Genomic DNA, 24,228 nt, shown 5'->3' with positions numbered 1-24,228 from the left:
ACACAGGAGTGAATACGCATGGATTACGTACACGTCCTACAGGCTTTTTATGAGGTCCTTAAACCGGCCAATCTTTTTTATCTGTTTATCGGAACGTTAGCTGGAATCATTGCCGGCACCATACCGGGGCTCACCTTTACGACGGCTATCATACTTGCTTTGCCTTTTACTTTTGGCATGGACCCGATCTCAGGCTTGACCTTGATGATCGGCATCTATACCGGCGGCGCGTCCGGCGGTTTGGTAACAAGCACTCTGATCGGTATCCCCGGAACGCCGTCAGCAGTGACCACCATGTTCGACGGACACCCCATGTCTCAGAAGGGAGAGTCGGGACGGGCGCTTGGCCTGGGCATCATAGCGTCGGTTTTCGGTACAATATTCGGAGCGATCATTTTGTTTTTCTTTGGTCCGCTGGTGGCAAAAATCTCACTTAAATTCGGTCCCTGGGAAGTGTTCTCTCTCATGGTATTCGCATTGACGCTCATTGCCGGGTTGAGCGGTGCATCGCTGCTTAAGGGGCTGATCGCGGGATTGTTCGGTTTATTGATTGCCACGATCGGATATGATCCGAACGGTCAGCTCCGATTCGACTTCGGTATGGACAGTCTGGCTTCGGGAATTGCACCACTACCTGCTCTCATGGGACTTTTTGGATTATCCACGCTGCTGAAAAATATAGAAGAATTGCGAAATCCAATTAGTAAACCCAAAACGAAAGCAAACATTCGCATCCCGATGCTGCAAGTATGTAAAGATATGATTCGGGAGAAATTTGTCGTCGTACAATCATCGATTATCGGCGTCTTGATCGGAGCGCTGCCTGCCGCCGGAGCGGAAACCGCCGCCTTCATTGCCTATGACCAGGCTAAAAAGTTTGCCAAAGACAAGGAAAAATACGGCACAGGGCATCCAGGCGGAATTATCGCATCTGAAGCGTCCAACAATGCAAACGCCGGGGGATCGTTTATCCCTTCGATTACGCTCGGCATTCCCGGAGACATGGCCTCAGCGGTCATGCTGGGTGTCCTAATTTTGCACGGAATTACACCCGGACCCGGATTGTTTCAAGCCCAGCCGGTTCTGGCCCAATCCATTTTCGTCGCCCTCTTGCTCAGCGCCTTTATGCTGCTGATTACCCAAACCGCCTTGCTGCCTTTACTGGTCCGCATTTCCTACATTCCGATGGCGGTACTCGTTCCGAGCGTTATTGTGTTCAGCTGCTTGGGAGCATTTGCATTGAACAACCAGATGGTCGATGTATGGATGGTCGTCATTTTCGGATTAATCGGTTATGTATTGGATAAAATAGACGTCCCTATAGGTCCGATCATCTTGGGCCTGCTCTTGGGTCCGAAAGCGGAAGAGGAACTAATGAAGGCTTTGCAGATCAATTCGGAAATCACCCCCTTCTTCACTCATCCCATCTCATTAATCTTTTTGCTTCTAACCGTTTCCTCCATTGTGGTTACCATTTGGAAAAGCAGAAAGAGTAAAACGATAACGAAAGCAGAATAAATCCCCATTGCAGCGGGAATGCGGTTTCGGTGCAGGTTGACTTTTAGACTAAATAAACAAGCTCAGATGAATCTGGGCTTGTTTATTTAAGTCTGCTGTTACCCGGATTGATCACTCGCCGGGATACGCTCAACAATTCCCTGCAGGCGCAAGAAAAAATGAACAGCAATAACCCCTGTCCGAAGATAACGTCACACAAGCTTCTACGAGTGTAGTGACAGATTTGATGTCACCTGAGTCTTGCACAGACCACGAAAGATTTTCAATTAAATTTTATATATTTCACAAATAAGGAAAGTATAATAGAAGAAGGCAGGAAGTCAAAATATAGGAGGAAATCATGGGCAGACTCATTCATTTCGAAATTCATGTAGATGACATGGAGCGTGCTAAGAATTTTTATGGCGAGGTATTTGGATGGACCTTTGAGGACTGGAGTGATTATGCCGGAATGCCTTATTGGGGAGCCGTAACAGGCGATGCAAAGGAACCCGGAATCAACGGAGCTTTGATGCAGCGTCAAGGTACTTCCCCACAACCCGGTCAGGCTATGAATGGATATGCGTGTACCATGGGAGTAGCAGACTACGATTCTACTGAAACCAAAATTCTAAATCTTGGAGGTAATCTCGCGTTGCCAAAGTATGCACTGCCTGGAATGGCGTGGCAAGGGTATTACATTGATACCGAAGGAAATCTTTTTGGTATTCATCAGCCAGATGAGCATGCAAAATAGAGTGGCAGATGAAGTCTTAGCTTCTTTATCAAAAAAGACACCCCTCAAGGTGTCTTTTCTTCTCCATATGGAGCCGAGGTGTGGACGTGCAGAGCCACAATTCAGAGGGGATTGCTGCTAGAATTATAAGTACAACTCCAAAGCTGCCCTAGCCCATGCAGGAATCTCATCTCTGCAATAACTAATTCGTGAATGCTTTATCTCTGCTACAACATCGGGTTCATCGGTATTGTCAATAAATAGCTGTCTTCATATGACGCAAAACAAAACTTCCCGAAAGAGTAGTTTCTATAGCGAAGTTCTCCTTGCTCTCGATAAAATCCCGTATTTTCTTCACAGCTTCTCGTCCGGCAGACAAGTCTGCACTTCTTGGATTTTCCGGATTTAACGTTTTGGCAATCTGGTCAGGATCGATAATGATCCCGACGTAGTCCTTCATCTGCAGGCTTTTGTACTTTTTCCAGCTCCATGGGTGCCAGCGAAAACCGTCATTACAGACTCACGTTCAGTCATGACTTACAAGCTCATTGCGGTTTCCAGCCACATCGTAAATAATCTCAAATTTTTGTCCAGTGGCATCTTCGCGTATCCGCTTGTCATCTTTTATATAATAAATGGAGGCTCCAGCCTTTTTGGCCTCTGCGACTGCATGCTGATTGGCCTTTTTTATTTATAATTTATAACACATTCCTTAAGGTTAAATAATTCGTCTGCATAAGTTACTCAAGGTCTTCTACTTCATCCATGTGTCCCAAATAGTCATTATACAAATCCATCATATCAAATCCAAAACCCCAACCAATATCCTGACTGCTTAGCATTAATCGGTTGCATCGATCTACAAACTTGTCTTCTATTTGATTGTCTACAATATACTTTAAGGCTTGTTCATATATACTTGCTATAGTATGGTAAAATTTTTGATCAATGTCCCCAAATGAAAGTGTGAAATCCACTCCACATTCAACTGTAAAAACCATTATTTCTGCAATTTGCTCATTGTTGTTTGAAACATTACTAAAGTCCCTTATTGCTTTCTTCATAATCGGGTATCGCAAAATCTCCCTTTTATTAAAACTGAATTCATTCTCAATAATTTTCTTGTACTTGGCTAAGATCCCCCCATTATCAGGAAATAACATTGCAAAAAAATGCTCCTGAACGATTGGGTGTTTCTTGGTCAAATTTAATATTTCAGCCTCTAGTTCCTCTCTCGTAAGATTCTTCAAATGCTTTTTAAGGGTTGAGTTTTTTAATTTTAGCATTACTATCTCCTTGTCCCAGTAATAACTTCCAAGACCATAACTCTGTAGTTTACAAGGTATAATATAAGTAAAACACGAGGACCAATCAATGGACAATATCGAGGACAAATATAACGCGGCTCTGAAGCATATCGAAGAACTTAAGCAAGAAATTTTCCGATTGAGACATCTGCTGAAGCTTCCCATGAACGATAATATAATTACGTATGATGAAATAGCGTCTCCTTCCAACCCTTTAGCAAGAATCAACAAAGAATCAGCCATCGGAGAATCTAATATTCATCAGTACTCTACCGTAGAGGACAAGCTTGCCCTGTATAAAAGTTATTTTCGCGGCAGAGAGGATGTATACCCGATTCGTTGGAGCAACAAACAAGACAAATCCGGATACTCACCCGCCTGCGCCAATGAGTGGACATCCGTCTGCGAAAAACCCAAAGTGAAATGTTCCGTATGCAAACATCAGAGCTTCCTGCCTCTTACAAATGAAGTGCTCTCAGCCCACCTGGATGCACGGCAAGACAGAACCATTGGGATATACCCGATGCTACCGGATGAAACCTGCTGGTTTCTGGCAATGGATTTTGACAAACATGATTGGCACCAGGACGTTACCGCTGTGATGCAGTTATGCAAAAATCATGAAATACCCGCACTGCTAGAGCGTTCACGCTCCGGAAATGGCGGACACATCTGGATTTTCTTCAGTCAAAATATTGAAGCGGCTACGGCCAGAAGATTTGGAATGACTTTGCTGAGTTTAACCATGAAACAAAGATATCAAATCGGCCTCGAATCCTATGACCGTCTGTTTCCCAATCAGGACACGCTTCCTAAAGGCGGGTTTGGCAACCTAATTGCCCTTCCGCTTCAAGGTGGATCCCGCAAACATGGAAACAGCACATTTATTGATGACCACTTTGAGCCTTACGCTGACCAATGGAATATATTATCCGGGCTTAGCAAGATGACCGAAGACCAGATAAAGCAATTTATATACAAACACGGGGAACGTGGGCTTTTTAATAATTCTACTTTTACAGCAGCATCTAGCGATGAGGAGGGTGGATTAGCTTGGGTACAGGAGAACTGCATTCAGGAAGAAGCGGTTCTGATGGAATCTTTGCCTGCTGAAATACAGATTCTACATTCAGATCGTCTTTATATTCCTAAGTCTGGACTCCCTTCAAGTGCAATTTATGCTCTGATTAAATTGGCTTCGTTCTCCAATCCCGATTTTTATAAAACCCAGGCAATGCGGCTCTCTACTTACGGCAAACCCAGAGTCATCTCATGTGCAGAAGATATGGAGAATTATGTAGTTCTTCCACGTGGGTGTCTAAAGGATTTGTTATCTTTTTTCGAGCGTCATCATGTCGGAGTCATCCTGGATGATCAGCGTTCCCATGGCACATCAATAGAGGCAAAATTCACCGGTACGCTGACAACTCTTCAGAACACAGCAGCCAGAGCCATTTTAAACAGTGATATAGGGGTTCTCTCTGCGGCGACCGCATTCGGCAAAACCGTCGTCGCAGCCAGCATCATCGGTTCAAGAAAGACAAGCACCCTTATTCTGGTACACCGCCGGGAGCTTATGGAACAATGGCAGGAACGTTTACAAGCCTTTCTCGAAGTCCCTAGAAATGCTATCGGTGTAATCGGCGGCGGCAAAAACAAAAGAACCGGTAACATCGATATTGCCGTTATTCAGAGCCTCAACCATAAAGGGAATGTTAAAGCCTTCGTAAGTGAGTACGGCCAAGTCATTGTCGATGAATGCCACCACGTATCAGCTTACAGCTTCGAACAGGTTCTGCGAGAAGTAAAAGCAAAATATATATTTGGTTTAACCGCTACACCCAAACGCCAGGACGGGCAAGAAGCAATTGTGCAATTCCAGCTTGGACCGGTGCTAATGAAGATAGACGCCAAAACCTTAAGCAGTTCCAGAGGATTTTCATTAAGAGTTGTTCCCCGATATACCACATTTCAAATCAAGTCAGAGGAAGCAGTCTCGGGGATTCAGGACATCTACCAGCAGCTTGTAGACAATGAGGAACGCAACACACTTATTTTTGACGATTTGCTTACGTGTTTAGAGGAAGGTCGATCCCCATTGCTATTGGTTGAACGAACCGCGCATGCTGATTATTTTGCAGAGAGATTACGGCCCTTTGTCAAAAATGTAATTGTGCTCAGCGGCAGAATGGGGAAAAAGCAGAGAGAAGCTCTGCGCCTACAAATTGCATCTATTCCGGATGATCAAGAAAGGGTAGTTATCGCCACCGGCAAGCTGATTGGCGAAGGCTTCGATGATGCTAGATTGGATACTTTGTTCCTTGTCCATCCCATCTCTTGGTCAGGGACTTTGCAGCAATATGCGGGCAGATTGCATCGAAGTCATCTGAATAAAGAAAAAGTGAAAATATATGATTACATCGACGTTCAGGTCCCTATGTTAATGGCGATGTTCAAGAAAAGAGTGAAAGGTTATCGAAAGATGGGATATAAAGGTGCGGAATTGTAAGGAGTTTTCAAAAAAATGATTCAAGCGTCTTGAGCCCCTTTTTCCTAAATAGCAAAGAAAAGGGGCTCTTAAATCTAATAGCACCGCTTAAATATCTTCAAACAAATAAATACTCATACTTGCGTATTTGCAACCTAAGAATTTTCGAAACCCTTCCAAGTTCTTCGTCATACTGCTCTATAAATTGCAGAACTGCGGAACGATCAAATTGAAGAGTTGTATCAAGAGCACGTGCCTGCTTCGAGAAATCTTTGCTAAATGGTTTGGCTTTGACATTCCGTAAGGCCACATCTATCGGCATACTGTATGGATAATCCGTTATATCTGACAGTAAACTCAAGCCATGATCAAAATACGGGCAGAGTCTATATCCCTGGGGTCCATGAATAAAAGCAATATTGTTCAAATGACGGTCTTCATTCAACAAAAAAGCATCCAGTGGCAGCATAATTGAAAAGTACTCTAATGTGTCTAAACTTATGATTTCACGAAGAAATTCTACAATGAAAAGTACCGAATCACGAGTGCTCTGATCACGAAGTACATCATCAAACTTCACGCCATAACTTTCCAAAAGTCGATGCAAAGAGATAAGGCTCTCCCCTGGCTGGAGAAAGTCTTCGGAATAACAACCCGGATAATCACTGCTGTCATTTTCTCTCAACACACATTGACTATAAGGAACTTTTAAATGTGGATGAATATTCGAGCGTTTGATCATTTCGTATGCTGCCCATTCCGCCAAACCTTCATAGCCAAATTTATTAGCTTTCCCCCATAAGTTTCCCATTTTCCATTTCAACTGATCGCCCTTGCTGCTGCTTACAAAGGTCTGACGAAAGTCCTTGCTCACTTGCAAAACGGGGATGGACATCGGCGCACGTCAACTCCTCACCAGAGAATCTGATCCACACGTAATCATCATACAGCACACCATGTGTTTGTTTTACAATATCAGTTGGTACATAGTCACTCAGCTCTAAGGATTGCAGTATTTTTTTAATATGATGCCGAGTGCGTGGCAGACATCGGGATTCAAAAAAATCCAGAACATCGCTAACAAGCACTTTCTGCTTCCCGGGAAAAGGTAAAAAAACAGGCGAGACCTCGTTATCTTGCCAAACCTCAACGCTTTGTTTCGTGTAGTCCAGTTTAACTTTGGCAATGACCTGATCATGCTCTAGTACCTCAAACTGGAGAGCAGGAGGAATGAGCATACTAAGATTCTTCATGTGCAGCCTCCTGTAAATAGAATAACTCAAATACAAACTATGATATTATTCGACACTATTATATCATTTTACGACCTGGTGTATTGTCCTGGTACTTACAAGTTTACATACAACACAAAACAGCCGTAACTCTCCTTTTAGAGAATTACGGCTTACTTTATTGTTCCCTATAGAGATGATGTGTCGTTTAAATAAGCTTGTAAATCTGCTTTCAAATTCAGGATTAGACCATTGTAGTCATTTAATATCCTCTGTATCTTTGCGCGTTCTTCTACAGCCTCAGGAAGACCTAATCTTTTAATAATATCATTCGCATTGTTGATTTCATTAACATATGCTTTTATTTTGCTTTTACCTCTGTATCTCTTACTATACCCATCTATATCGAGTAATGCTTCCGACAACTTCTTATTAGGTTCCTTTAAAAATTTTTCCACTTGTTCATTGCTGGCTTTATGAATAAATAAATCATTTTTAATATCCAGAATTCCTACCAGTCCCTTTTCAATCTTGGTTAACATTGTTGTTCTTACCATCTCTAATTTATAGTGTTCTACTAGCTCCGGTTTTAACCTGGATAGTGTATCCAGCCATTTGATTAAAAATGATAGAATTGAGATAGAGTATTTATTATTTTTTAGGTTTTCTTCAATCTCTGAGTGCGGATAATAATTGAATATTTGTACTCTTAAAGAAACAAAAGCACAACTTTTATTCATTTTACGTGCAAGCTCACTGAACGAACACTTGTCCCAATATATCCACATATCATACGTATGTTTAGCCCATTCATAGACACTCCAATCTGATTTCCCTCCTTGCACAGAACCAAGTCTTTCTTGCTCTTCTTCTTTGGTTTTAGGTGCTTCCACCAGATATACGGGTATCTTCTTATGTGATAATTTTTTGGCTGCCTCCCATCTTCGATGACCTGATAAAATGATGTATTGTTCCCCTCTTTGATAGCACGTTATAGGTACTTCCCACCCTTTTTCTTTAATTACCCGCTGCATCTCATCTGTCTTGATAGCATTATTCGTTCGTGGATTCAACGGATTAGGGATAACGTCTTTTATATCTGCCATTATTAAATTTGAGGAGAACTCCATATCACAATCCCCCTTCTAATTCGTGACTCTTTGTATCGATATCTTCCAACAACTTGTCCAGCACGCCTATTAATTGCTGTGCTTCTTTCCGATCATTCCATTCAATCTTCTTAATAGTTTCTATTGATTCATCCAATAGCTGATAAATTTTGCTGTTATTTCGTTCGGTTTTCGCTTGTGCAATAGTCAACTCGACTTCTGACTGACGCAATGTTTTAGTTGTGTCTGATAGGAATGAGAATATCTCTTCAGGAGTAGCATTGCATACGAAAAATCGGTCATTGGCAATTCGGCTATTAAAACACTTATTTTCGTATTTCGTTAACATCTGTTTTCTAATGAAATCCTCAGTAATAGATTCCACAAAATCCGGCTGATATTGACCTAACCGCTTGATCCACGTAAGGATATAATCCAGCATAGTAATTGAATACATCCCATTTGTTAACTTGTCCTCTATTTCAACGCGTAGATAATATTTATAAACACGTATTTTGGCTGCGATCTTTGATTTTGGAACACCAATTTTTTTAGCGAGCTCAGTGTATGCTATTCCACCGGCGTATATCCATCGATCATAGATGTTTTTCGCTGTTTCATAAGGCGTCCAATCCACCTGAACACTTTGCAGAGATCCTAATCGATCTTTCTCCTCAGCAGTACTTGCAGGAGGTTCTACAACAAATACAGGTATCTTTTTATATCCCAATTGTTTTGCGGCATGCAATCTGCGATGGCCGGCTAATAAGAAATAATATTGCCCTCTTTTATAACAGGTCACCGGTTCCTCCCAACCTTTTGATGTTAAAGTTTCTTGTAATTGTTCAGTATTGACTGCGAGATCCTTCCTCGGATTACTTGGGCTGGCACTGATTAGTTCAACCTTTATCCATTCAAAGTTCTTCTTCTCACCATCCCGCACCAGTTGTCCGTTCTCCTCCAACGTTGAAATTTGCATAAGCAATTCCTCGTTTCTATCGAAGATTTTTTGGTTATCAAATCCGCATTTTTTTAGTATTCCATCGATATTTTCTTTTAACTGAATAGCAGGGATATCACAATGCTCGATTATATTTTCTCTGCTGTATCCGTTAATTAGCATAAATGAAATCTTTTGTTCCATTTCAGAAAATCCGTTTTGACTTTCGATCTGAAATAGCTCATCCTGATTTTCTTCAGCCACCACAGTATCTATGATTTGCTTTTTATCGTGGTTTTCATGGTTTGTATTGGCTGGTTCATACAGATAAACTGTGCGTCTAATCAATAAAAAATATACTGCTTCACTGGCCATGCTATAAGAACAACCCAGTGCTTGTGATATGTGGTAAGGCGACTGCCCAACTAGTTCTTTTCTTTTTATTTCTAGTATTAGACTGTTTATTTTTTTGCTTGGTCGTATGTAATTAAAGTGTTGTACTGTAAAATCTATCATTCTACCCTTTACAAACTTGTAAGCGTAACGCCAATAAGAGTCTATCCCCTTGCTAAAATCATATTTTGGATACGCTTCAATAAGCCCTAAATATCCTTGTTGTATTAGATCTTCAAAAAGCCATTTATCATATAGCATTCTCACATTTACAAATTTTCTTACTGTTCTTTTTACGTTTTTAGCATATCTCTCTACGACTTCTTCAATTGTTGTTTCCATGGATCGAGGCTGATTCAAACGCTGTCCTCCCCTCATGTAAGCATTTTTTTACAATTATAAGTTATAAATCGTCGGAAATCTTACATTCGTCAAAGGTTCTAAACATTCAACAATAATGCAATTGTTCTGACAAATTGCTCTATTTTGATTGATTTAAATCCACAAATAGATAGTAGGCTAAGATGAAGGACACAGTTTTCAAATGAAGGGGCTAGAGTTAAATCTTTAGGAGACCCTTCTTATAAATTACCCTGGAGGAATCAGCAAAATTTTCATATTTTCGATTCCGGATTTGTAATTTTTATCAGGTTAATTGAGAAAAACAGCACAAAAAATGGAAAGGCAAAGGCGATCCGATTATCCACTTTAGAGGCGATTTGCGAGGCTTTAGAATGTCAACCCGGAGATCTTTTAGAATACCGAAGTGATAAAGGCACCCAATAAGCAGAACTTACATGTATTCAGAAAAAAATGTCTGGAGACACAAATCATGAGAGCACTAAAACAACTCGTTCGTTTTGGTTGGGAGCAGGCCCTATCATGTTTGTTTCCTGTCGTTATTTTTTCAACTTTCGCTGTTACACAAATCATTCCACTCCCCTACCTGCCACGGTATGACTGGCTGCTCATCATCTGCCTTCTGAAGCAGTGGTGGATGGTGCGTTCCGGGCTTGAAACACGGGATGAACTAAAGGTTATCACATTGTTCCACCTTATTGGACTTGCTCTTGAACTTTTCAAGGTACATATGGGCTCCTGGTCTTATCCAGAGGAAGGATATTTCAATATTTTTGGAGTGCCTTTGTATAGCGGATTCATGTACGTAAGTGTAGCGAGTTATCTTTGCCAGGCGTGGAGGAGGTTTAAGGTTGAACTGGTTAAGTGGCCGCCGTTTTTGGTAGTCGCACCTCTTGCAGCAGCGATTTATTTGAATTTTTTTACCCATCATTATTGGATTGACGTTCGTTGTTGGTTATCCGGACTTGTAATTATCGTCTTTTGGCAATCATGGGTCACATACGAGAATGATGGAACGCGTTACCGTATGCCGCTCGCACTTTCTTTTGTGCTTATCAGATTTTTTATATGGATCGCCGAAAATATCGCAACGTTCTTTGGAGCCTGGGAATATCCAAACCAAACTGAGGCATGGAGTCTCGGACCCCTTGATTCATAATCACTGATCATTAAGCACCTTGTTCATCCTCTCTTTCATAGTGTAACTTGCTGGTTCAAGCATACATCGAGAATCCACGGCCATGGACCGTAGCCCGCTTCTACGTTGATGTGTCCCATTTTAGGCAACATAACGCAAGGAATCCCTAAATCTAAATATTGAGAAGCATCTTCTACCGAACAATAAGGGTCTGTTGAGGATAAAACAAACAGCGTCTTTTCCGCCACCGTTGCAATCTCAACCAAGTTTTCCGGTACAGGAAAAAACGTCATCACAGGCTCATATTCCAAAAATGGCGAAGGCGGCGCTACCAGAATGGCTCTCTGAATTTTTCGTTTCGGATGTGAAGCCGCATAGTGAAACCACATAATGCACGCTAAGCTGTGAGCCACAACGATTACTTCTTCATCTTGCGAAATTTCTTCAAAAACAGAAGATAAATAGTCGAGCCAAACATCCTTGTCTGGTTGATCTTTGTCTGGAAAGTCAGGAAAATGGACTTTTTCACCTTGCTTCGCCAGCTCTTGCTGCAACCATCTTTGCCAATGATCGGGTCCACTGCCGCCGACTCCATACAAAACGAGAAAGCTTCTACTCATGATAACAACACCTCCACAATGGTCGTTTAAAACGATGACTGCATCATTCTCGATTCAGCTAATCTTTTTATTCTTCTTGTTTTAAGATAAATGTCATTATACAGTAAAGTAATTTGATTTCATTCATATTTTACATGAGGAGATGCTCATGACATATATACAATTCAAGGTATTCTCTAAAGTAATTGAAACCGGTAGTTTTACAAAAGCTGGAGAAGCGCTTAACATGACTTAATCCGCTGTAAGCCATGCGATAACTAGCATGGAGTTCGAATTGGGAGTCCCGTTGATTATTCGCGACAAAAAGCGAGGTGTGATTCTATCGGATTTTGGAGGCGGCTTCCGAGAAGGGGCTTGAGATCGGCACAATTCGCATCGGCAGTTTCCCCAATACGACCGCCCGCTTGCTGTCGAAAATGATCGCCACTTTCAAACAGTTGTACCCGATGATAGAAGTCGTCCTATTTGTGGGGACTGATCATGAAGTTAAAGAATGGATTAATAATCGAGTTATTGACATGGGGTTTATAGCGAAGCTTTGCTGGGACGATACCATTATTCCGATCACCAGAGACAGGATGGTTGTAGTGATATCCAAAGGTCACCCACTCACAAACTACCCGGCGATTCCTGTACAGAAGCTTGCGGGCGTTCCATTCATCATGCCGTCAGGCGGATGTGAACTCATCATTCGAGAGATCTTCGGGCAATCCGATTTAACTCCTACCGTACATTTTGAAGTGATGGAACTGGCTACCATATTAAACATGGTTCAAGAAGGTCTTGGCGTTACAGTGCTTCCTCAGTTGGCGTTGCCGGACGTGCTTCCCAATGTTGAGATTAGAGAGTTGAAGTCTGCTTTTTGGAGGCACTTGGGCCTTTACTGCCCGTATATGAACGAAACATCTCCAGCCTCTAAAAGGTTCATTTCTATAGGCCAATCTTTATTTAAGTAGTTGGCTGCTTTTCAGTTGTGGATTTACCATATGGAAGCGAACCGCGGCTTGGCAAATCCACAATCCGCCGCCGCGTGCTACTTAGGTTGTTTGGAGAGGTGGCGTAGTCAATCTTTGGTCAGTACGGTCAGTTCCTTCGAATCAATCACCAGTCCGGCTGAACAGATGAAATCAAACCCGAGTATGCCGTCTATCTCCATGCCGTAATTCATGTCCCCGATCTCTACTTCAAACGCTGACAGCGTAGCTTCCCCGGCCTTCACAAAATCAAATTGTTTGGAGTATACGACCTCCACTCCACCCACGCCTCTGATCTTGTTCAGAAAATCCCCAGGCTCAATCTTAACTCCAACGGCGTCCACCGCATCCGCACTGAAGATGGTCCCCGCCGAGCCCGTATCAAGCAGTACATTCTTCAGATGAAGTTCTTCACCGCGGTAACAAATCGTAACTTCTATAAAAGGCAGTCCATGCCTTACATTTATGTTCATCTGGGCCCCCGTACCCCCGCCCATTTCTCCCGAAGTTCCAGTTTCTCACGGGACGTGTGGAAGAAGCCATACTCTCGATAAGGCTGTGCGCGATGTAATTCGTAATACCGCTTCATAGCAACAGTGGAATCATCGAAGCGATCAATGACAGCAACCTCATCAACAAGCCAATAGCCATCTTCCGAGCGCGACTTTAACGCTTCACAGACGACCCATTCATTAGGGAACTGTTCACGAACCTCTTCCCAGCGCATCTTCGTCCACCTCCACATCGAATTACCTTCATTATAGCATAAAGGCCTAACCGGAGAGCATCGGGTTAGGCTTAGCAACTGTGTTGAATCCCTCTACAGCATTAACCATTGTGGGTTTGTATGGACAAGGGTTTGATTAACTGAGGGGAGTCGAATCCCTGTCCGAAGATAACGCCACATAAGCTTCTACGAGTGTAGTCACAGATTGGATGTCACCCGAGTATCGCCCGTAACTATATAAAGCTGCCCAACTTATTCTTTCGTTATAACTGACTTGAGTAATGCTAAATCATGTTCAAAGGTTTTATGAAGCTCCGATTGATCATATTGATTAAGATATTCAATGATGCTTTCTAAAGTTGCAACTCGCATTGCACGAAAAACTAAAATCAAATGGTCTCTCAAGATCAACGGTTTCTAACTCTTCTTCATATTCTTGTAAGGTCTTATTCCTAGCTTGTTCAGCAAAATCAGCTCTTCTTTGATCAGGCCCTAAGCGGAATCTGCTTCTCCAAGCTATAAAGGTTTCCTTCGGTACTCCCAACTTGTCCGAACCTTCCCATTGATCCATATGACGCTCAACAATAACTTCATGCATAACATCTTTTAGCGACTTTCCATATTTCTTTTCTACCTCTTCTTGATACTCCTTATTTGTCTTCATGGATTACCCCCTCAAAATTATTTTCCACTTTATGTAGACAAGCATGTTGGATCAAGAGCATTCTATACCATTACTCGAACAGCATCTTCAATATGAATGCCTACGTATTTATTTCTTTTCTTCCCCTCCAAGGCAGCATACACAAAGCGCACCTCGTTACCTTCCTCATCTATACTCCACAGAGCATCAGGGTCTACCACAGTGGCTTTAAGTCCAACTTTGTCCGAGTAATCATCTAAAATCCCACCAGAAGCACGCTTATGACCGATAACGATAATATCACCTATCTTCAATTGGCCATTGGTCATAACCAGCAGATCATTTATTCGGTTTATTAACTCAACAACCTGTGTTCTTGATATCATTCCATTGTAAATGACGTTCTTTTCTAAAGAACTCACTGCTACAGAAATGATGTTACTATCGGTTGTTGCATTAAAAGTAATTACGTCACTATTAAACAAATCAATAGAAGTCTGAGCGTTCATAGAGCCCTCCGTTAAGACTATACGTCATTAATTGTTTAGTAGCTACTTATCGTTCAGAAGACTGGAGAAATAATCTTTCAGTAATACCTGATGCTCTTGCAAAAAAACGGAACAGAACGGGTTAAGTTCTTCAAACAGTGTGTCTTTCATAACTGCAACAGAAAAGCAATCCGCGAAAACTTCAACCAAAACTTCATCTGAACACGGTTTGAACATCTTTGCAGCTATCGTTTTAAAAGAATCAGGTACACGTGTCTGATCCTCGGTAAAGTAAAGTTGTATTATATGTCCTATCTCATGCATAAATATATATTCCGGACTTGATTGAGGATCTAGATGATTCCTATAAAGAGTAACCAAATGCAGATGAGGAAAATAACTCGCATTCATTTCTTTGTTTCCGTAAGGCACAAAATAAAATCGAATTGGGACGTGACTTTTATTGTATATTAAATACTTTCTGGCTCCGAATTCTTTTAAACTTTCTAATAACTTTTGAGTAGTGTTTATCTTCAGTATGGGACTCTTTGATTCGTGTAAATTATTTAAATCCTGCATCAAACTTTCTAAACCTTGAATCTGCTGACCAAAATCCTTAACTTGGATATATGAACATAGAAAATCAGAGACAAAACAAGATAATCCTTTCTTAGGCCCCACAGTCAAGAAAGGATTTGAAAGAACCACTTTTGAATCATCAATCAAATAACTTTGGAATACTGTTAGAAACTCTAGGTTGTGTTCAGATTTTTTTGCTCTTTCGATTAGAATCGAAACAATTTCTTTTTTTGATTCTATTGATGTTTCGATTAATAATTCCCTAATCCTACTTTCCATGAATTTCTCCCCAAACTTCTCATGACTTAATCTTTCAATTTTGCTTCTCATTTGCTGCTTTCAAATGCGGTATAACAGCATCAAGAACTCCTGCCAACCACAACATCTCACCTTGCCCAAGCACAAGGTTTGCTAAAGGAATTCTTCCTATATATTCACGTTGACGAGCGATAACCGTCTCCAAATAGGACTTACTAGCACTTTCAGGGATACCCTTAGTTTGCACCAATTTACTCGCAACGATCTGGTCAACAATTCGATTATTTTCTGCTACAGCTTGTTCAGCATTAAGCTGGAATTCTTCCCAGTCAATATCAAGTCCTGAGATTCGAAGAATACCGTCATCATGCTTTGCTACCCACTGCTCTCCATACACATTCTCGTAATAAGAAAAATATGTTCCGCTTTGGTCACCAGTCGCCCAGACGGGCGGAATCTTTCCTTGAATACTTATACGAAGTTCAGCCGACAACTCCACCAACTCCTTCAATATATTGGAATATCTTATGCCAATATTCTCACACCATGAATTCACTGTCAAAAGAATTGTCAGCCGCTTCATATAAGGATTTTATTGCATTTCAGCTACTATGTTCTTCTCATATAAAATTGTATTGGTATTCATGAACTGCACCGTCATATCCATCTTCTTCGTCTTCCTATGCACCGTCACATTCGATACAAACATCTTCACCCTTCATCAACTGCGGACTCGGTGTTTCCTCATCCAACAAAGCAATCTGTACCTCTGTCAATAAAGTAGACGCTTAGAATCGAGAAAATTACGCTGCCTTGAGGAGAACACGCTCGTACTCATTGGGCGAGCAGAAGCCCACAGCTGAATGGATTCGTTTTCCATTGTAGAAGCATGTGATGTACTCGAAAATCGCTTTTCGGGCCTGTTCTCGCGTCTTAAATTTATTCAGATAAATGAGTTCTTTCTTTAAAACACAATGAAAGGACTTGATGCAGGCGTTATCGTTCTTTCTCTGCTTGCGTTCGGAAGATACACGTGCATATACGACTACTTTCATTACAGTCATTTTCCTTCGTATGGGTTATTTCGGGCACAAAAAAAAGCAGGCACACCGTCCATGCGGCATACCTGCTTGGGGAAAGCTATTCAACTGGGCATTTCTCATTTGAACTTTGTTGGCCTACGCAACTCCAAAAATGACTGAGCAGCATTCCAGAGCTTATCCAAAGACAACCCCGAAGGGGAATAGGGCTATTATGAGCTATTTGCTGTAAATAAAAGGATCATCAATGGATGCTCCTCTGAATATTTTCATTTCCTCAAAGCGTTAATCTCTTGCTCTGTTAATCCAGTTGCCTTTGCAATGGTCGCAATATCCAAATTCAGGGCAAGCATGTTCTTCGCCACTTCCCTTATACCTGCCAACTTCGCACTTTCCATCATGGATGCTTCATCATGCAGATATTTCTGTCTGGCTTCATACAATCGTCTAGCGTCCGAATCCTGACTCAAATATTGCAGGGTATCCATCGCCTTCTCCAAACCCGGTTCATTCATCTTCAGCACCTCCCATTGTGATGTATCGGCACCTTTCAGAAACAACAACCAATTGATCAATCCGCCTTCAGACGGAACGCTATGCTCATCCAGCTTCGGCAACTCTAGAAAATGAACCTCAATGTCATCAATTAAGGATATCCCTGTCCGATCTTCCCGCAGATGGAATATGTTATGATATTGCTCATTCTTCAAGAACGAATAGTTTAAAATGTTTATCGTCACACATTTCTTCAGCTCTGGATACTTGTCGCCCTCACTGAGTTGACTCGCATAACGTTTGCTCCAATAAAACAGCGTTCTTTTCTCTATATCGTACTTATTAAAAAGCTGCATCTCTATATCAATCATTTTACCTTCAGAGGTCTTGGCGTAAACATCAAAAATGGATTGTTTGTCGAGTGGATCATCTTTATCCGTATAGGGATTCATCAGGATAATCTCGGTCAGCCGCGGCTCGCCAGCTTCGGTGAAAATGCGGTTAAGAAATGCCAGCAGCACATCCTTGTTGTTCTCGCTGCCAAATATCCGTTTGAATACAAAATCCACACGCGGGTCCAGCAAATCCATCGGCATCAGCTCCATTCGTTATTATTATAGCATTTTTCAAGGGTTCTGAACCCTGCAAAGATGCGTAGAACCGCTCAGATTGAATCAGATTTTCGTTATGAAGTATAGCTATATAAACCGTGTACAGCATGAGTAAACGAAGAACTGAGAAGCTTTGAGGGCTTTAAAGAAGTAGTTTTAAGGAATCGAAGTGCGGATGATGGTGTATAGTTAGGCGAAAATAGACGCCGAAGGGGACCGAAATAAACACTGGTTACGTGGAGGCCAAAATCCCCTGTCTCCGTACAGGCTCAGTGAAACTCACTGTATCTATTAACAGCAGATCTTAGAAACCGCGTCATAGTAAGCTTTTTTACCACTACGTATAGTCTAAAACAGCCGCAAAAATGAAAAAAGACACCGATTAAGGTGTCTTCACTGATACTCCATATGGAGCCGAGGCAGGATTATTTAAGGTCACAATAACTAGTACAGCATCAGTCTTTAAATTGTGGGTAAAGCCTTTTAAGTTTTATCCGTGCATCTTTGGTAGTGAATTGCCAATCTATACCTCTTTGAGAAGCGTTACGAGCAGATTCCCATTCGGTCAGTTCGCTTGCTAATTCTTCTATTGACGGAATTCGTCTTGCTAAACATTGGCGCGTCATTACGCTCAGCTCAATTTCAGCAATGTTCAGCCAACTGCCATGTTTGGGGGTGTAATGAATTTCGAGCCGTTTGGCTAGACGCAAGGCGGTTTCCGGTTCAAAGGCTTCATACAACGAGGCGATCGAATGCGTGTTTAAATTATCCATCACTAAACGAATTTTGGGTGCACTCGGGTAATGTACGTCTAACAGTTCTCGAACTTGCTCCGCCCATTCCATTTTTGTGCGGCGAGGACGAACGCTGACGTGTCTCCAGCCCACAAGCGGTTCAGTGAAGATAAAGATACTGCAGGTCCCATGACGTACGTATTCGGAGTCTTCACGCAGCGGCTTGGCGGGCTTCATCGGGATCGGTTTTCGAGCGTCATCCAGCAGTTGGAACGGTTTCTCATCCATGCAAATCACGGGACATTCGCTGTCGTAGGGTAAATGGTAGACCTCTAATACATCTTCCATGGCTGCCACAAACGCTGCATTCTGCTTCGGTGGAATGCACCAACACTTACGAAGATGGGGCTTGAGTTCGTTTTTTTAAAATGCGGTCCACCGTGTCGTACGAAATGCTGTCAATGTAACCCAGTTCAACGGTCTTGTCTGCTAAAAGTCGAAGGGTCCACCGACTTCTTCCAGCGGGCGGAGTACTGCAACTGAGCGCGATGATTTTCGCCTCCAGTTCGCCGGTAACCTTTGGAGGATTTGGCGGTGTCAGTCTCTTTTTTCGTTCGACAGCAGCCTGTAATCCCTTTTCCGAAAAGGTCTTACGGACCAGATATACCGTGTTGGTGTGGATGTGTAATTGCTCCGCAATGGTGGTGTCCGAAAGCTTGCCGCCCACCCGGTTCTCGTCCGCCCACAACAGAATTTGTGCTCGCCGGAGTGAGCGTGCGGCCACTTTCCCTTTTGAGCACACCCCTTGTAATTCTTTCTGCTGATCCGGGGTCAAGCAAACCGCATATGCACGTAGTTTCATAGTCGATACCTCTTTTTCTCTCGACTATATCATATCTACCAAAAGTTAACTATTTTAATTCTGATGCTGTACTAGGAAGATGATAAAACAAAATCATAGATATGCAGTGTTTATTTAATTATTAATTGTAGAAAATGTGTTACACCAGAGGATAAAGCATGAGCATTATTATAAAAGGAGAATACTGTATTAATCTTGCTCATAACGCCTATAACTTTGCTAATGTAGTCTTTTCCTTTTTGGGTTTCATTTAATATCTCATGATTCAATAAAACTTGCCCCACAGTGGATTCCATTGCTTTTCTAATGTCGTTAATACCGTTGATGTGATAATCGACTATAGCCTTCTTAGTTAGGAGCACATTATCTAGAATATATAATTTAAGATCACTGGGAATATTCAATTCATTGGCTAGTTGATAAACTTCATCTAATTCTTGAATAAATTCCTCAAGTGATTCTTGGTCTATATCTGGCTCTGGAGATGACACTTTTAAAGCAAAAGCGCAAGACTCTATCCCTACTAATGTGGTGTCAAAATTCTTCTTTATTTCATGGACGCCACTTTTTAAGCTAACCTCCTTAAAGATATTGATAATATGATCAAAATGCCTTATCCATGGATTCTTATCACCAAACTGCTCTGCTTCGAGTTTAGCGTCATACATCAGTTTTCTAAATTCCGTGTCTTTTACATACAATTCAAATTCTGGAGCATCCTCCAAATGGAAAATATCAGTCCACATTCTACTTAACGAAAATGCATTATTGGGGTACTTATTAATTTTTTGCAAAATATCTAAAAGTCTTGTGCAGGCATTAGACATTAAATATCACTCCCACTATGAATAAAATTTCTCTCTCGAATACCCATATTATTATTCTAATTTCTAACGGGTCTTGTAATCAGATGCTCTCGGCAGTATGATTTCTGACTCTTCGGTATAGGTCTGCTTCTGGAGAAAAAGATTCCGCACTTAGGATGCTGGCATTGATAGACATGACCTTGCATAATTTCGCCAACCATTTCATCCATATAGATTGGACCGTACTGAAATGAATAGTCAGTTAGCCGCTTGGAGGTTTGCTGTAGATTCGGATCCCATTGTGCCGGGTCCGTACAGCACAAAACTACCTTATCTAGATATTCTGGAACTACTAATGATATTGCAGGCATCATATCAAGATCACCAGAAATAAGAACATGAAAGTCATCCTGATATTGCGTGGATGATAAAACCATTCTAGCAACCACTGATGTGTCCACCATCTTTTCTTGAAATAGCTTCGATTGAATCTGTTTGGGCATCCAAAATTTGAATGGAACTTCAAAAGCTCCTGTAATGTCATACCCCGCGATCTCAGCAGACTTTACTGTCTGTTCTATAGCATGGGATCTATTTCTCATCCATTCTAATGAACTTCCATCTACATCATTTTCGGGAATTCCCTTTATGATTGAAGTGTAGTACCATCGCCCTCCTCCTGATTCTACTTTGGTACCAGATAGTAGTTCTATCTTGTCCTTAATAGCCTGATCTAGCCTGATAAAATCGATATAGAAGTTTTCCGATTCCACATACTGCGATAAAGTTCGATCGCGACCACATTGATTAAATAACCAGGTTCCATCAATGTAAATATGAATCTTACTCATTCGATAATTCTCCTTTCAACATCAAGTGATATATGTAATTATTAAAATTATACTAATGAAATCTACAATTCTCTGTTACAAAACCTACTTTATTACAATAAATTCAACTACTTCATCTTAATCCCTTGCTTAAAACACACTCAAACCTTTCTTATCGCTATCGCCTACATTTTCTACTACTCTCCGTCTCCCTCCCTCAACTCAATCTCTCTCAACCCTTCACGCTTTAGAAATTTTCCAAACCACCTCTTTTCCATACCCAACAAAATCAGGTGACAAGAATACTACACAGCTATGACTGGGTCGCCGCGCACCGCAATAACAAGAAACTGCACACACTAGCGCGGGACCCAGGTCCGGTTCTAAAATAAATAGAGTTTACATTGACAAGCGAATTTCATTCCAACGGCAATTCAGTAACACTCTATAATCGGACATCCAAAGATATATCTGGTCCATTTGCTTGAAATCGCCCCCGGTCTTCGGCGGAGATACTTACTGCGAGTGCATTGGTATATTCTCAACACCTTTCACTAAATAATCTGCCCTCTTCTACCAAGTCTGTTTTGCAAATCATTCCTTCCCTCCTTCCACTGAATTAATGAGTTGCTTGCGTAAGCCTAGAAAATAAATACTCGGCAGCTTGTCTCTCAGCAACCAATTAGACTCAAACTGTGCCCCTTCATTTCCTTTATGTACAAGACAATCGGAGAACTTCTCTTGTTTTATGTCCTATTCCCACTGATCTTTGAATTTTTGTTTAGGATGATCAGCTTGTTTTATCATTCCCTTTGCCGTTGCTTTTCTCCAATTCTGTTTAAAGCACAAATAACTTATACGGGAACTCCTTTATAATAGAAGAAAGTCATTGGAGATTGTCCCGATTTTTGATGCCGAAACATAAATACGGTGCCAAGGACTGATACAATACCTTGGCACCGTTCTATCAAATTTATAGAGTGCTTGGATTACCTTAGTTTCCTGCTCCCATAGTGCTGTACTTGGACCACATCTGCTTGAACTTAATGGGTGTTTTCCCGTTCACTCCGGTCAGCGTCTTTCCGTCCTTTACCGAAAGACTGTAAGCGTCGCTCCAAATGGTAAGTTGTAGGTCTTGGTACTCGTCCAGAATCTTGTTGTAAACGGAGCTGAAACCCTTGTCCAACAATAACTGTTGCGGGGAGCTTTCGTACAGAGTTGGAACATAGTAGGTGAATCTAGTTGGGTTCGGGTTCCTGCTGTCACTGCCCCTGCAGGTCTTGGTAGAAACCGCTGAAACCTTCATCGTTGTGCTGGTATTGTTCCAACCGGCTACTGCCTTTATCGTCCGGCCGGTAGGATTGGTTGTAATGTTGGTCCAGCCGTCCGGTCCGACTGCCGCGTAGTCAATGGTACAAGAGTCGGTAGCCGTATCGGTTACGTTTATATAACCTCCGCTGCACTCATATTTCTTCGTCTTACTATTATAGTTGGTGTACTTACAGGAATCGTAGACAGAACGCGTGTAATTGAAATCCCAGTAATAAGTAACTTGCTTCGTGATAGGGATGCCCCACACTCCGATCTTTTCGCCAAAGAACGGACTGTACTTGTTGGCATTGGCTTTCACTTCGTCCCCGGCGTACTTCGATAAGTCCATGCCCGTTTTAGGAATGCTCTTTTCACTTTGTTTCTGTGAGTTGATTTGCCGGATAATCCCTTTGTCCTTCCAATAGCCAGAACCGGATGGCCCTTTGAGCGCCAAAGTTGTAAACGAGCCGGTTGTCGCACCACCGCTTTTCCCGTCCCGATCAAAAGCTTCCAGCTTGCAGGTGTACTTGGTTTCAGGCGTAAGGCCGTTTAGCTGGTATGAAGCCAACGTTCCCTTGTAATTGGTGTTGTATTTCGGGCTGCACTTAAGTGTGTAGTGTGAGAAGTTCGGGTCTTTTACCGCCGTCCAGTATGCTGTCGCGTCATACTCCCCGATGTTCTTGAACTTAATAGGCGGGGTAACAATCTTTTTAATCGGTATTGGCGTAGGGGACGGACTGGGCTTCGGTGTTGGAGTCGGGGTAGGTGTCGCCGTGGGCGAAGGGCTTGGCTTTATCGTGACAATCTTCGATATATCAAAGTCCAAGTAATCCATCCTGCCATAGCCATCGTCAAGTGAGAGCGAAACCTTTTTACTTGAAGTCCCGGCCAAACGCAAGATTTGTTCGCTGGAAATAAATACTTCTCCAGTGTACTTGGAGTTTTTTCCAGGGTTCCACTTGCCTTGTACCATTCCAAAACCGGTTGGTTGTACCCACTTGGCTCCACCATCTGCCGCCTGTTCTGAGCTTGCAGGATCAAGGGTCAGATCGTCTGAGGACTTTTTCGTGCCGACTCTGACCGTAACGTACCGTCCGGTGTACCCATAGGCCTGATAAGTGATCTTGAAGCCTGCGGTCTTCTTACCGTTCAAATTGTAGTCGGTCACCGCAGTAGCTTTGAGAAAGGTCGGGAACGGTGTCATCTGGTAAATCGTATAGCCCCGATAAGCGTCCTTGTCCGTTGTAAAGCCTGGAAGTCCGTTGAAATTGCTGACCTCGACCATCGTGCCACCAATGGACTGGACGAATTCGTTCATGTAGAGAAAATAGCTTGGAAGCCCCGTTGTTTTACTCGTTACTTTGTACAGACCAGTCATTCCTGTTTTTCCCTTGATGTCCGGAGCCCAAATATCCTGCGTCTCAAACTTCTTCTGTAGCAACGCTGTCCGGAAGGCTGAGATTTTTGCGGCGTCCTGCGTAAAACCTCCTGACGCTTGGAACTCCACATCACTCGGCGGGTTGAGTGCCCCTATTAGTTTTGACTGCTGAAAAGCCTCTTGTGGAAGCATCGTGTAACCTGTACTCGCCGCCGTACCATCGGTAAGATAGGTTGAATTAATGTTGAAATTGAGCAGATCGGTAACAACTGCTTTGCCCGAGGTTGCGGTAATGCCAGCGAAGTTATTGAGGAAGACGCCTGTCCAACGGGAGACCGAAGCGGATGTATTAAGGTAGTTTGAGGTGCCTTTTGCATAGTTATGGAATTGTCCATCTGTCCATCCTTGTACATTTCGGAATGCTTGGGCCAGTTGGTAGTCCTTCGTAGTTGTAAATGGAAACTGAGTGATCGCAGTACTCATGATAAGCTGAGCCGTCTGGTTTGCCTGTGAGCCTGGATTGTATTGGATGCCTGCTCTGCTCTTTAACCAGCTTTGCAATGTAGTGGAATCGGATGCCGCTTGAACTTTAACATCATTTATAGTTGTTATCAGAAGTTGAATGGACAAAATGGCTGCTGCGAATGCAACCAGATTTCGTTTGAGTCGCAT

At 42.2% G+C, this 24,228-nt stretch carries 24 protein-coding genes and 2 pseudogenes; 7 read left to right on the top strand and 19 right to left on the bottom strand.

The window, feature by feature from the left end; translation table 11 throughout:
• Window positions 1-18 precede the first annotated feature (18 nt).
• Window positions 19-1,518 (top strand): tripartite tricarboxylate transporter permease, encoded by a 1,500-nt coding sequence (locus tag PUR_RS01145; protein WP_179033660.1) that lies wholly within the window; start codon window positions 19-21, stop codon window positions 1,516-1,518.
• A gap of 340 nt (window positions 1,519-1,858) precedes the next feature.
• Window positions 1,859-2,254 (top strand): VOC family protein, encoded by a 396-nt coding sequence (locus PUR_RS01140; protein WP_179033659.1) that lies wholly within the window; start codon window positions 1,859-1,861, stop codon window positions 2,252-2,254.
• Window positions 2,255-2,486: 232 nt separating this feature from the next.
• Here PUR_RS01140 and PUR_RS25890 read toward each other — a convergent pair whose 3' ends face one another.
• The gene (locus PUR_RS25890) at window positions 2,487-2,693 is read right to left on the bottom strand and encodes a hypothetical protein (protein ID WP_232101664.1); all 207 of its coding nucleotides are present in this window, start codon (window positions 2,691-2,693) and stop codon (window positions 2,487-2,489) included.
• A gap of 280 nt (window positions 2,694-2,973) precedes the next feature.
• Window positions 2,974-3,519, bottom strand: coding sequence for a DUF6155 family protein (locus PUR_RS01130; RefSeq protein WP_179033658.1), 546 nt, complete (start codon window positions 3,517-3,519; stop codon window positions 2,974-2,976).
• Between the two features lie 88 nt (window positions 3,520-3,607).
• Between PUR_RS01130 and PUR_RS01125 the strand changes: the two genes are divergently transcribed.
• A complete protein-coding gene (locus PUR_RS01125) occupies window positions 3,608-6,049 on the top strand; it encodes a TOTE conflict system archaeo-eukaryotic primase domain-containing protein (RefSeq protein WP_179033657.1) in 2,442 nt (813 codons plus the stop codon).
• A gap of 97 nt (window positions 6,050-6,146) precedes the next feature.
• On the opposite strand, the gene PUR_RS01120 is transcribed toward PUR_RS01125, so the two are convergent.
• From PUR_RS01120 to PUR_RS01105, 4 genes are all read right to left on the bottom strand, one after another.
• Window positions 6,147-6,923 carry a HipA domain-containing protein gene (locus PUR_RS01120; RefSeq protein WP_232101663.1) on the bottom strand — a complete coding sequence of 259 codons (777 nt, stop codon included), beginning with the start codon at window positions 6,921-6,923 and terminating at the stop codon, window positions 6,147-6,149.
• The gene (locus PUR_RS01115) at window positions 6,814-7,281 is read right to left on the bottom strand and encodes a hypothetical protein (RefSeq protein WP_179033655.1); all 468 of its coding nucleotides are present in this window, start codon (window positions 7,279-7,281) and stop codon (window positions 6,814-6,816) included. Before PUR_RS01115 ends, PUR_RS01120 begins: the two co-directional genes overlap by 110 nt.
• 167 nt (window positions 7,282-7,448) lie before the next feature.
• Complete coding sequence (locus PUR_RS01110; protein WP_179033654.1) at window positions 7,449-8,390, bottom strand: ParB/RepB/Spo0J family partition protein; 942 nt, start codon at window positions 8,388-8,390, stop codon at window positions 7,449-7,451.
• 1 nt (window position 8,391) lies between these two features.
• Window positions 8,392-10,062 carry a ParB N-terminal domain-containing protein gene (locus PUR_RS01105; RefSeq protein WP_179033653.1) on the bottom strand — a complete coding sequence of 557 codons (1,671 nt, stop codon included), beginning with the start codon at window positions 10,060-10,062 and terminating at the stop codon, window positions 8,392-8,394.
• A 312-nt stretch (window positions 10,063-10,374) separates the two neighbouring features.
• On the opposite strand from PUR_RS01105, the pseudogene PUR_RS01100 reads away from it, so the two are divergent.
• Window positions 10,375-10,488: pseudogene (locus PUR_RS01100) on the top strand (helix-turn-helix domain-containing protein); the annotation flags it as partial.
• A 46-nt stretch (window positions 10,489-10,534) separates the two neighbouring features.
• Window positions 10,535-11,203: pseudogene (locus PUR_RS01095) on the top strand (DUF817 domain-containing protein); the annotation flags it as partial.
• A gap of 53 nt (window positions 11,204-11,256) precedes the next feature.
• Here the strand turns inward: PUR_RS01095 and PUR_RS01090 are convergent.
• The gene (locus tag PUR_RS01090) at window positions 11,257-11,820 is read right to left on the bottom strand and encodes an RBBP9/YdeN family alpha/beta hydrolase (RefSeq protein WP_179033652.1); all 564 of its coding nucleotides are present in this window, start codon (window positions 11,818-11,820) and stop codon (window positions 11,257-11,259) included.
• A 262-nt stretch (window positions 11,821-12,082) separates the two neighbouring features.
• On the opposite strand from PUR_RS01090, the gene PUR_RS26450 reads away from it, so the two are divergent.
• Window positions 12,083-12,178 carry a hypothetical protein gene (locus PUR_RS26450; RefSeq protein ID WP_442953742.1) on the top strand — a complete coding sequence of 32 codons (96 nt, stop codon included), beginning with the start codon at window positions 12,083-12,085 and terminating at the stop codon, window positions 12,176-12,178.
• Entirely contained in the window at window positions 12,150-12,776 is a 627-nt protein-coding gene (locus PUR_RS01085; protein WP_179033651.1) for a LysR family transcriptional regulator substrate-binding protein, read from the top strand. Before PUR_RS26450 ends, PUR_RS01085 begins: the two co-directional genes overlap by 29 nt.
• Window positions 12,777-12,883: 107 nt before the next feature.
• Here PUR_RS01085 and PUR_RS01080 read toward each other — a convergent pair whose 3' ends face one another.
• From PUR_RS01080 to PUR_RS01025, 12 genes are all read right to left on the bottom strand, one after another.
• Window positions 12,884-13,267: a retropepsin-like aspartic protease gene (locus tag PUR_RS01080; RefSeq protein WP_179033650.1), complete on the bottom strand. Its 384-nt coding sequence runs from the start codon at window positions 13,265-13,267 to the stop codon at window positions 12,884-12,886.
• Window positions 13,264-13,521, bottom strand: a complete 258-nt coding sequence (locus PUR_RS01075; protein WP_179033649.1) for a hypothetical protein — start codon at window positions 13,519-13,521, stop codon at window positions 13,264-13,266. The genes PUR_RS01080 and PUR_RS01075 overlap by 4 nt, the downstream gene beginning before the upstream one ends.
• A 340-nt stretch (window positions 13,522-13,861) precedes the next feature.
• A complete protein-coding gene (locus PUR_RS01070; protein WP_232101661.1) occupies window positions 13,862-14,185 on the bottom strand; it encodes a hypothetical protein in 324 nt (107 codons plus the stop codon).
• A gap of 62 nt (window positions 14,186-14,247) precedes the next feature.
• Window positions 14,248-14,673, bottom strand: a complete 426-nt coding sequence (locus tag PUR_RS01065) for a hypothetical protein (RefSeq protein ID WP_179033648.1) — start codon at window positions 14,671-14,673, stop codon at window positions 14,248-14,250.
• A 42-nt stretch (window positions 14,674-14,715) separates the two neighbouring features.
• Window positions 14,716-15,510 (bottom strand): hypothetical protein, encoded by a 795-nt coding sequence (locus PUR_RS01060; protein WP_232101660.1) that lies wholly within the window; start codon window positions 15,508-15,510, stop codon window positions 14,716-14,718.
• 34 nt (window positions 15,511-15,544) lie between these two features.
• Window positions 15,545-15,982, bottom strand: a complete 438-nt coding sequence (locus PUR_RS01055; protein WP_232101659.1) for a hypothetical protein — start codon at window positions 15,980-15,982, stop codon at window positions 15,545-15,547.
• Between the two features lie 310 nt (window positions 15,983-16,292).
• On the bottom strand, window positions 16,293-16,544 hold the full coding sequence (locus PUR_RS01050; RefSeq protein ID WP_179033645.1) for an IS3 family transposase: 252 nt from the start codon (window positions 16,542-16,544) through the stop codon (window positions 16,293-16,295).
• Between the two features lie 254 nt (window positions 16,545-16,798).
• Window positions 16,799-17,614, bottom strand: a complete 816-nt coding sequence (locus tag PUR_RS01045; protein WP_232101658.1) for an Rpn family recombination-promoting nuclease/putative transposase — start codon at window positions 17,612-17,614, stop codon at window positions 16,799-16,801.
• Between the two features lie 476 nt (window positions 17,615-18,090).
• Window positions 18,091-19,231, bottom strand: a protein-coding gene (locus PUR_RS01040) for an IS630 family transposase (RefSeq protein WP_179033643.1) whose coding sequence is annotated in 2 segments (ribosomal slippage) — window positions 18,091-18,793 and window positions 18,792-19,231 — 1,143 coding nt in all. Because the reading frame shifts where the segments join, the coding sequence is not laid out codon by codon here.
• Window positions 19,232-19,341: 110 nt separating this feature from the next.
• On the bottom strand, window positions 19,342-20,058 hold the full coding sequence (locus PUR_RS01035; RefSeq protein ID WP_179033642.1) for a hypothetical protein: 717 nt from the start codon (window positions 20,056-20,058) through the stop codon (window positions 19,342-19,344).
• 56 nt (window positions 20,059-20,114) lie between these two features.
• Window positions 20,115-20,888 (bottom strand): PIN domain-containing protein, encoded by a 774-nt coding sequence (locus tag PUR_RS01030; protein ID WP_179033641.1) that lies wholly within the window; start codon window positions 20,886-20,888, stop codon window positions 20,115-20,117.
• 973 nt (window positions 20,889-21,861) lie between these two features.
• Entirely contained in the window at window positions 21,862-24,228 is a 2,367-nt protein-coding gene (locus tag PUR_RS01025; protein WP_179033640.1) for a fibronectin type III domain-containing protein, read from the bottom strand.

Source organism: Paenibacillus sp. URB8-2 (genome assembly GCF_013393385.1).
Classification (GTDB): Bacteria; Bacillota; Bacilli; order Paenibacillales; family Paenibacillaceae; genus Paenibacillus_AQ.
The sequence above is the reverse complement of the archived record's forward strand: the minus strand, read 5'-3'. Positions and strand labels throughout refer to the sequence as shown.

Bases quoted from the DNA above. Each gene is read 5' to 3' on its own strand.
- PUR_RS01110 (WP_179033654.1), bottom strand. From the start codon at position 8,390: ATGGAGTTCTCCTCAAATTTAATAATGGCAGATATAAAAGACGTTATC.
- PUR_RS01045 (WP_232101658.1), bottom strand. From the start codon at position 17,614: ATGGATTTGCTGGACCCGCGTGTGGATTTTGTATTCAAACGGATATTT.
- PUR_RS01120 (WP_232101663.1), bottom strand. From the start codon at position 6,923: ATGTCCATCCCCGTTTTGCAAGTGAGCAAGGACTTTCGTCAGACCTTT.
- PUR_RS01090 (WP_179033652.1), bottom strand. From the start codon at position 11,820: ATGAGTAGAAGCTTTCTCGTTTTGTATGGAGTCGGCGGCAGTGGACCC.
- PUR_RS01075 (WP_179033649.1), bottom strand. From the start codon at position 13,521: ATGCGCTGGGAAGAGGTTCGTGAACAGTTCCCTAATGAATGGGTCGTC.
- PUR_RS01035 (WP_179033642.1), bottom strand. From the start codon at position 20,058: ATGTCTAATGCCTGCACAAGACTTTTAGATATTTTGCAAAAAATTAAT.
- PUR_RS01050 (WP_179033645.1), bottom strand. From the start codon at position 16,544: ATGAAAGTAGTCGTATATGCACGTGTATCTTCCGAACGCAAGCAGAGA.
- PUR_RS26450 (WP_442953742.1), top strand. From the start codon at position 12,083: ATGGAGTTCGAATTGGGAGTCCCGTTGATTATTCGCGACAAAAAGCGA.
- PUR_RS01060 (WP_232101660.1), bottom strand. From the start codon at position 15,510: ATGGAAAGTAGGATTAGGGAATTATTAATCGAAACATCAATAGAATCA.
- PUR_RS01140 (WP_179033659.1), top strand. From the start codon at position 1,859: ATGGGCAGACTCATTCATTTCGAAATTCATGTAGATGACATGGAGCGT.
- PUR_RS01065 (WP_179033648.1), bottom strand. From the start codon at position 14,673: ATGAACGCTCAGACTTCTATTGATTTGTTTAATAGTGACGTAATTACT.
- PUR_RS25890 (WP_232101664.1), bottom strand. From the start codon at position 2,693: ATGAAGGACTACGTCGGGATCATTATCGATCCTGACCAGATTGCCAAA.
- PUR_RS01130 (WP_179033658.1), bottom strand. From the start codon at position 3,519: ATGCTAAAATTAAAAAACTCAACCCTTAAAAAGCATTTGAAGAATCTT.
- PUR_RS01125 (WP_179033657.1), top strand. From the start codon at position 3,608: ATGGACAATATCGAGGACAAATATAACGCGGCTCTGAAGCATATCGAA.
- PUR_RS01080 (WP_179033650.1), bottom strand. From the start codon at position 13,267: ATGAACATAAATGTAAGGCATGGACTGCCTTTTATAGAAGTTACGATT.
- PUR_RS01115 (WP_179033655.1), bottom strand. From the start codon at position 7,281: ATGAAGAATCTTAGTATGCTCATTCCTCCTGCTCTCCAGTTTGAGGTA.
- PUR_RS01145 (WP_179033660.1), top strand. From the start codon at position 19: ATGGATTACGTACACGTCCTACAGGCTTTTTATGAGGTCCTTAAACCG.
- PUR_RS01025 (WP_179033640.1), bottom strand. From the start codon at position 24,228: ATGCGACTCAAACGAAATCTGGTTGCATTCGCAGCAGCCATTTTGTCC.
- PUR_RS01030 (WP_179033641.1), bottom strand. From the start codon at position 20,888: ATGAGTAAGATTCATATTTACATTGATGGAACCTGGTTATTTAATCAA.
- PUR_RS01070 (WP_232101661.1), bottom strand. From the start codon at position 14,185: ATGAAGACAAATAAGGAGTATCAAGAAGAGGTAGAAAAGAAATATGGA.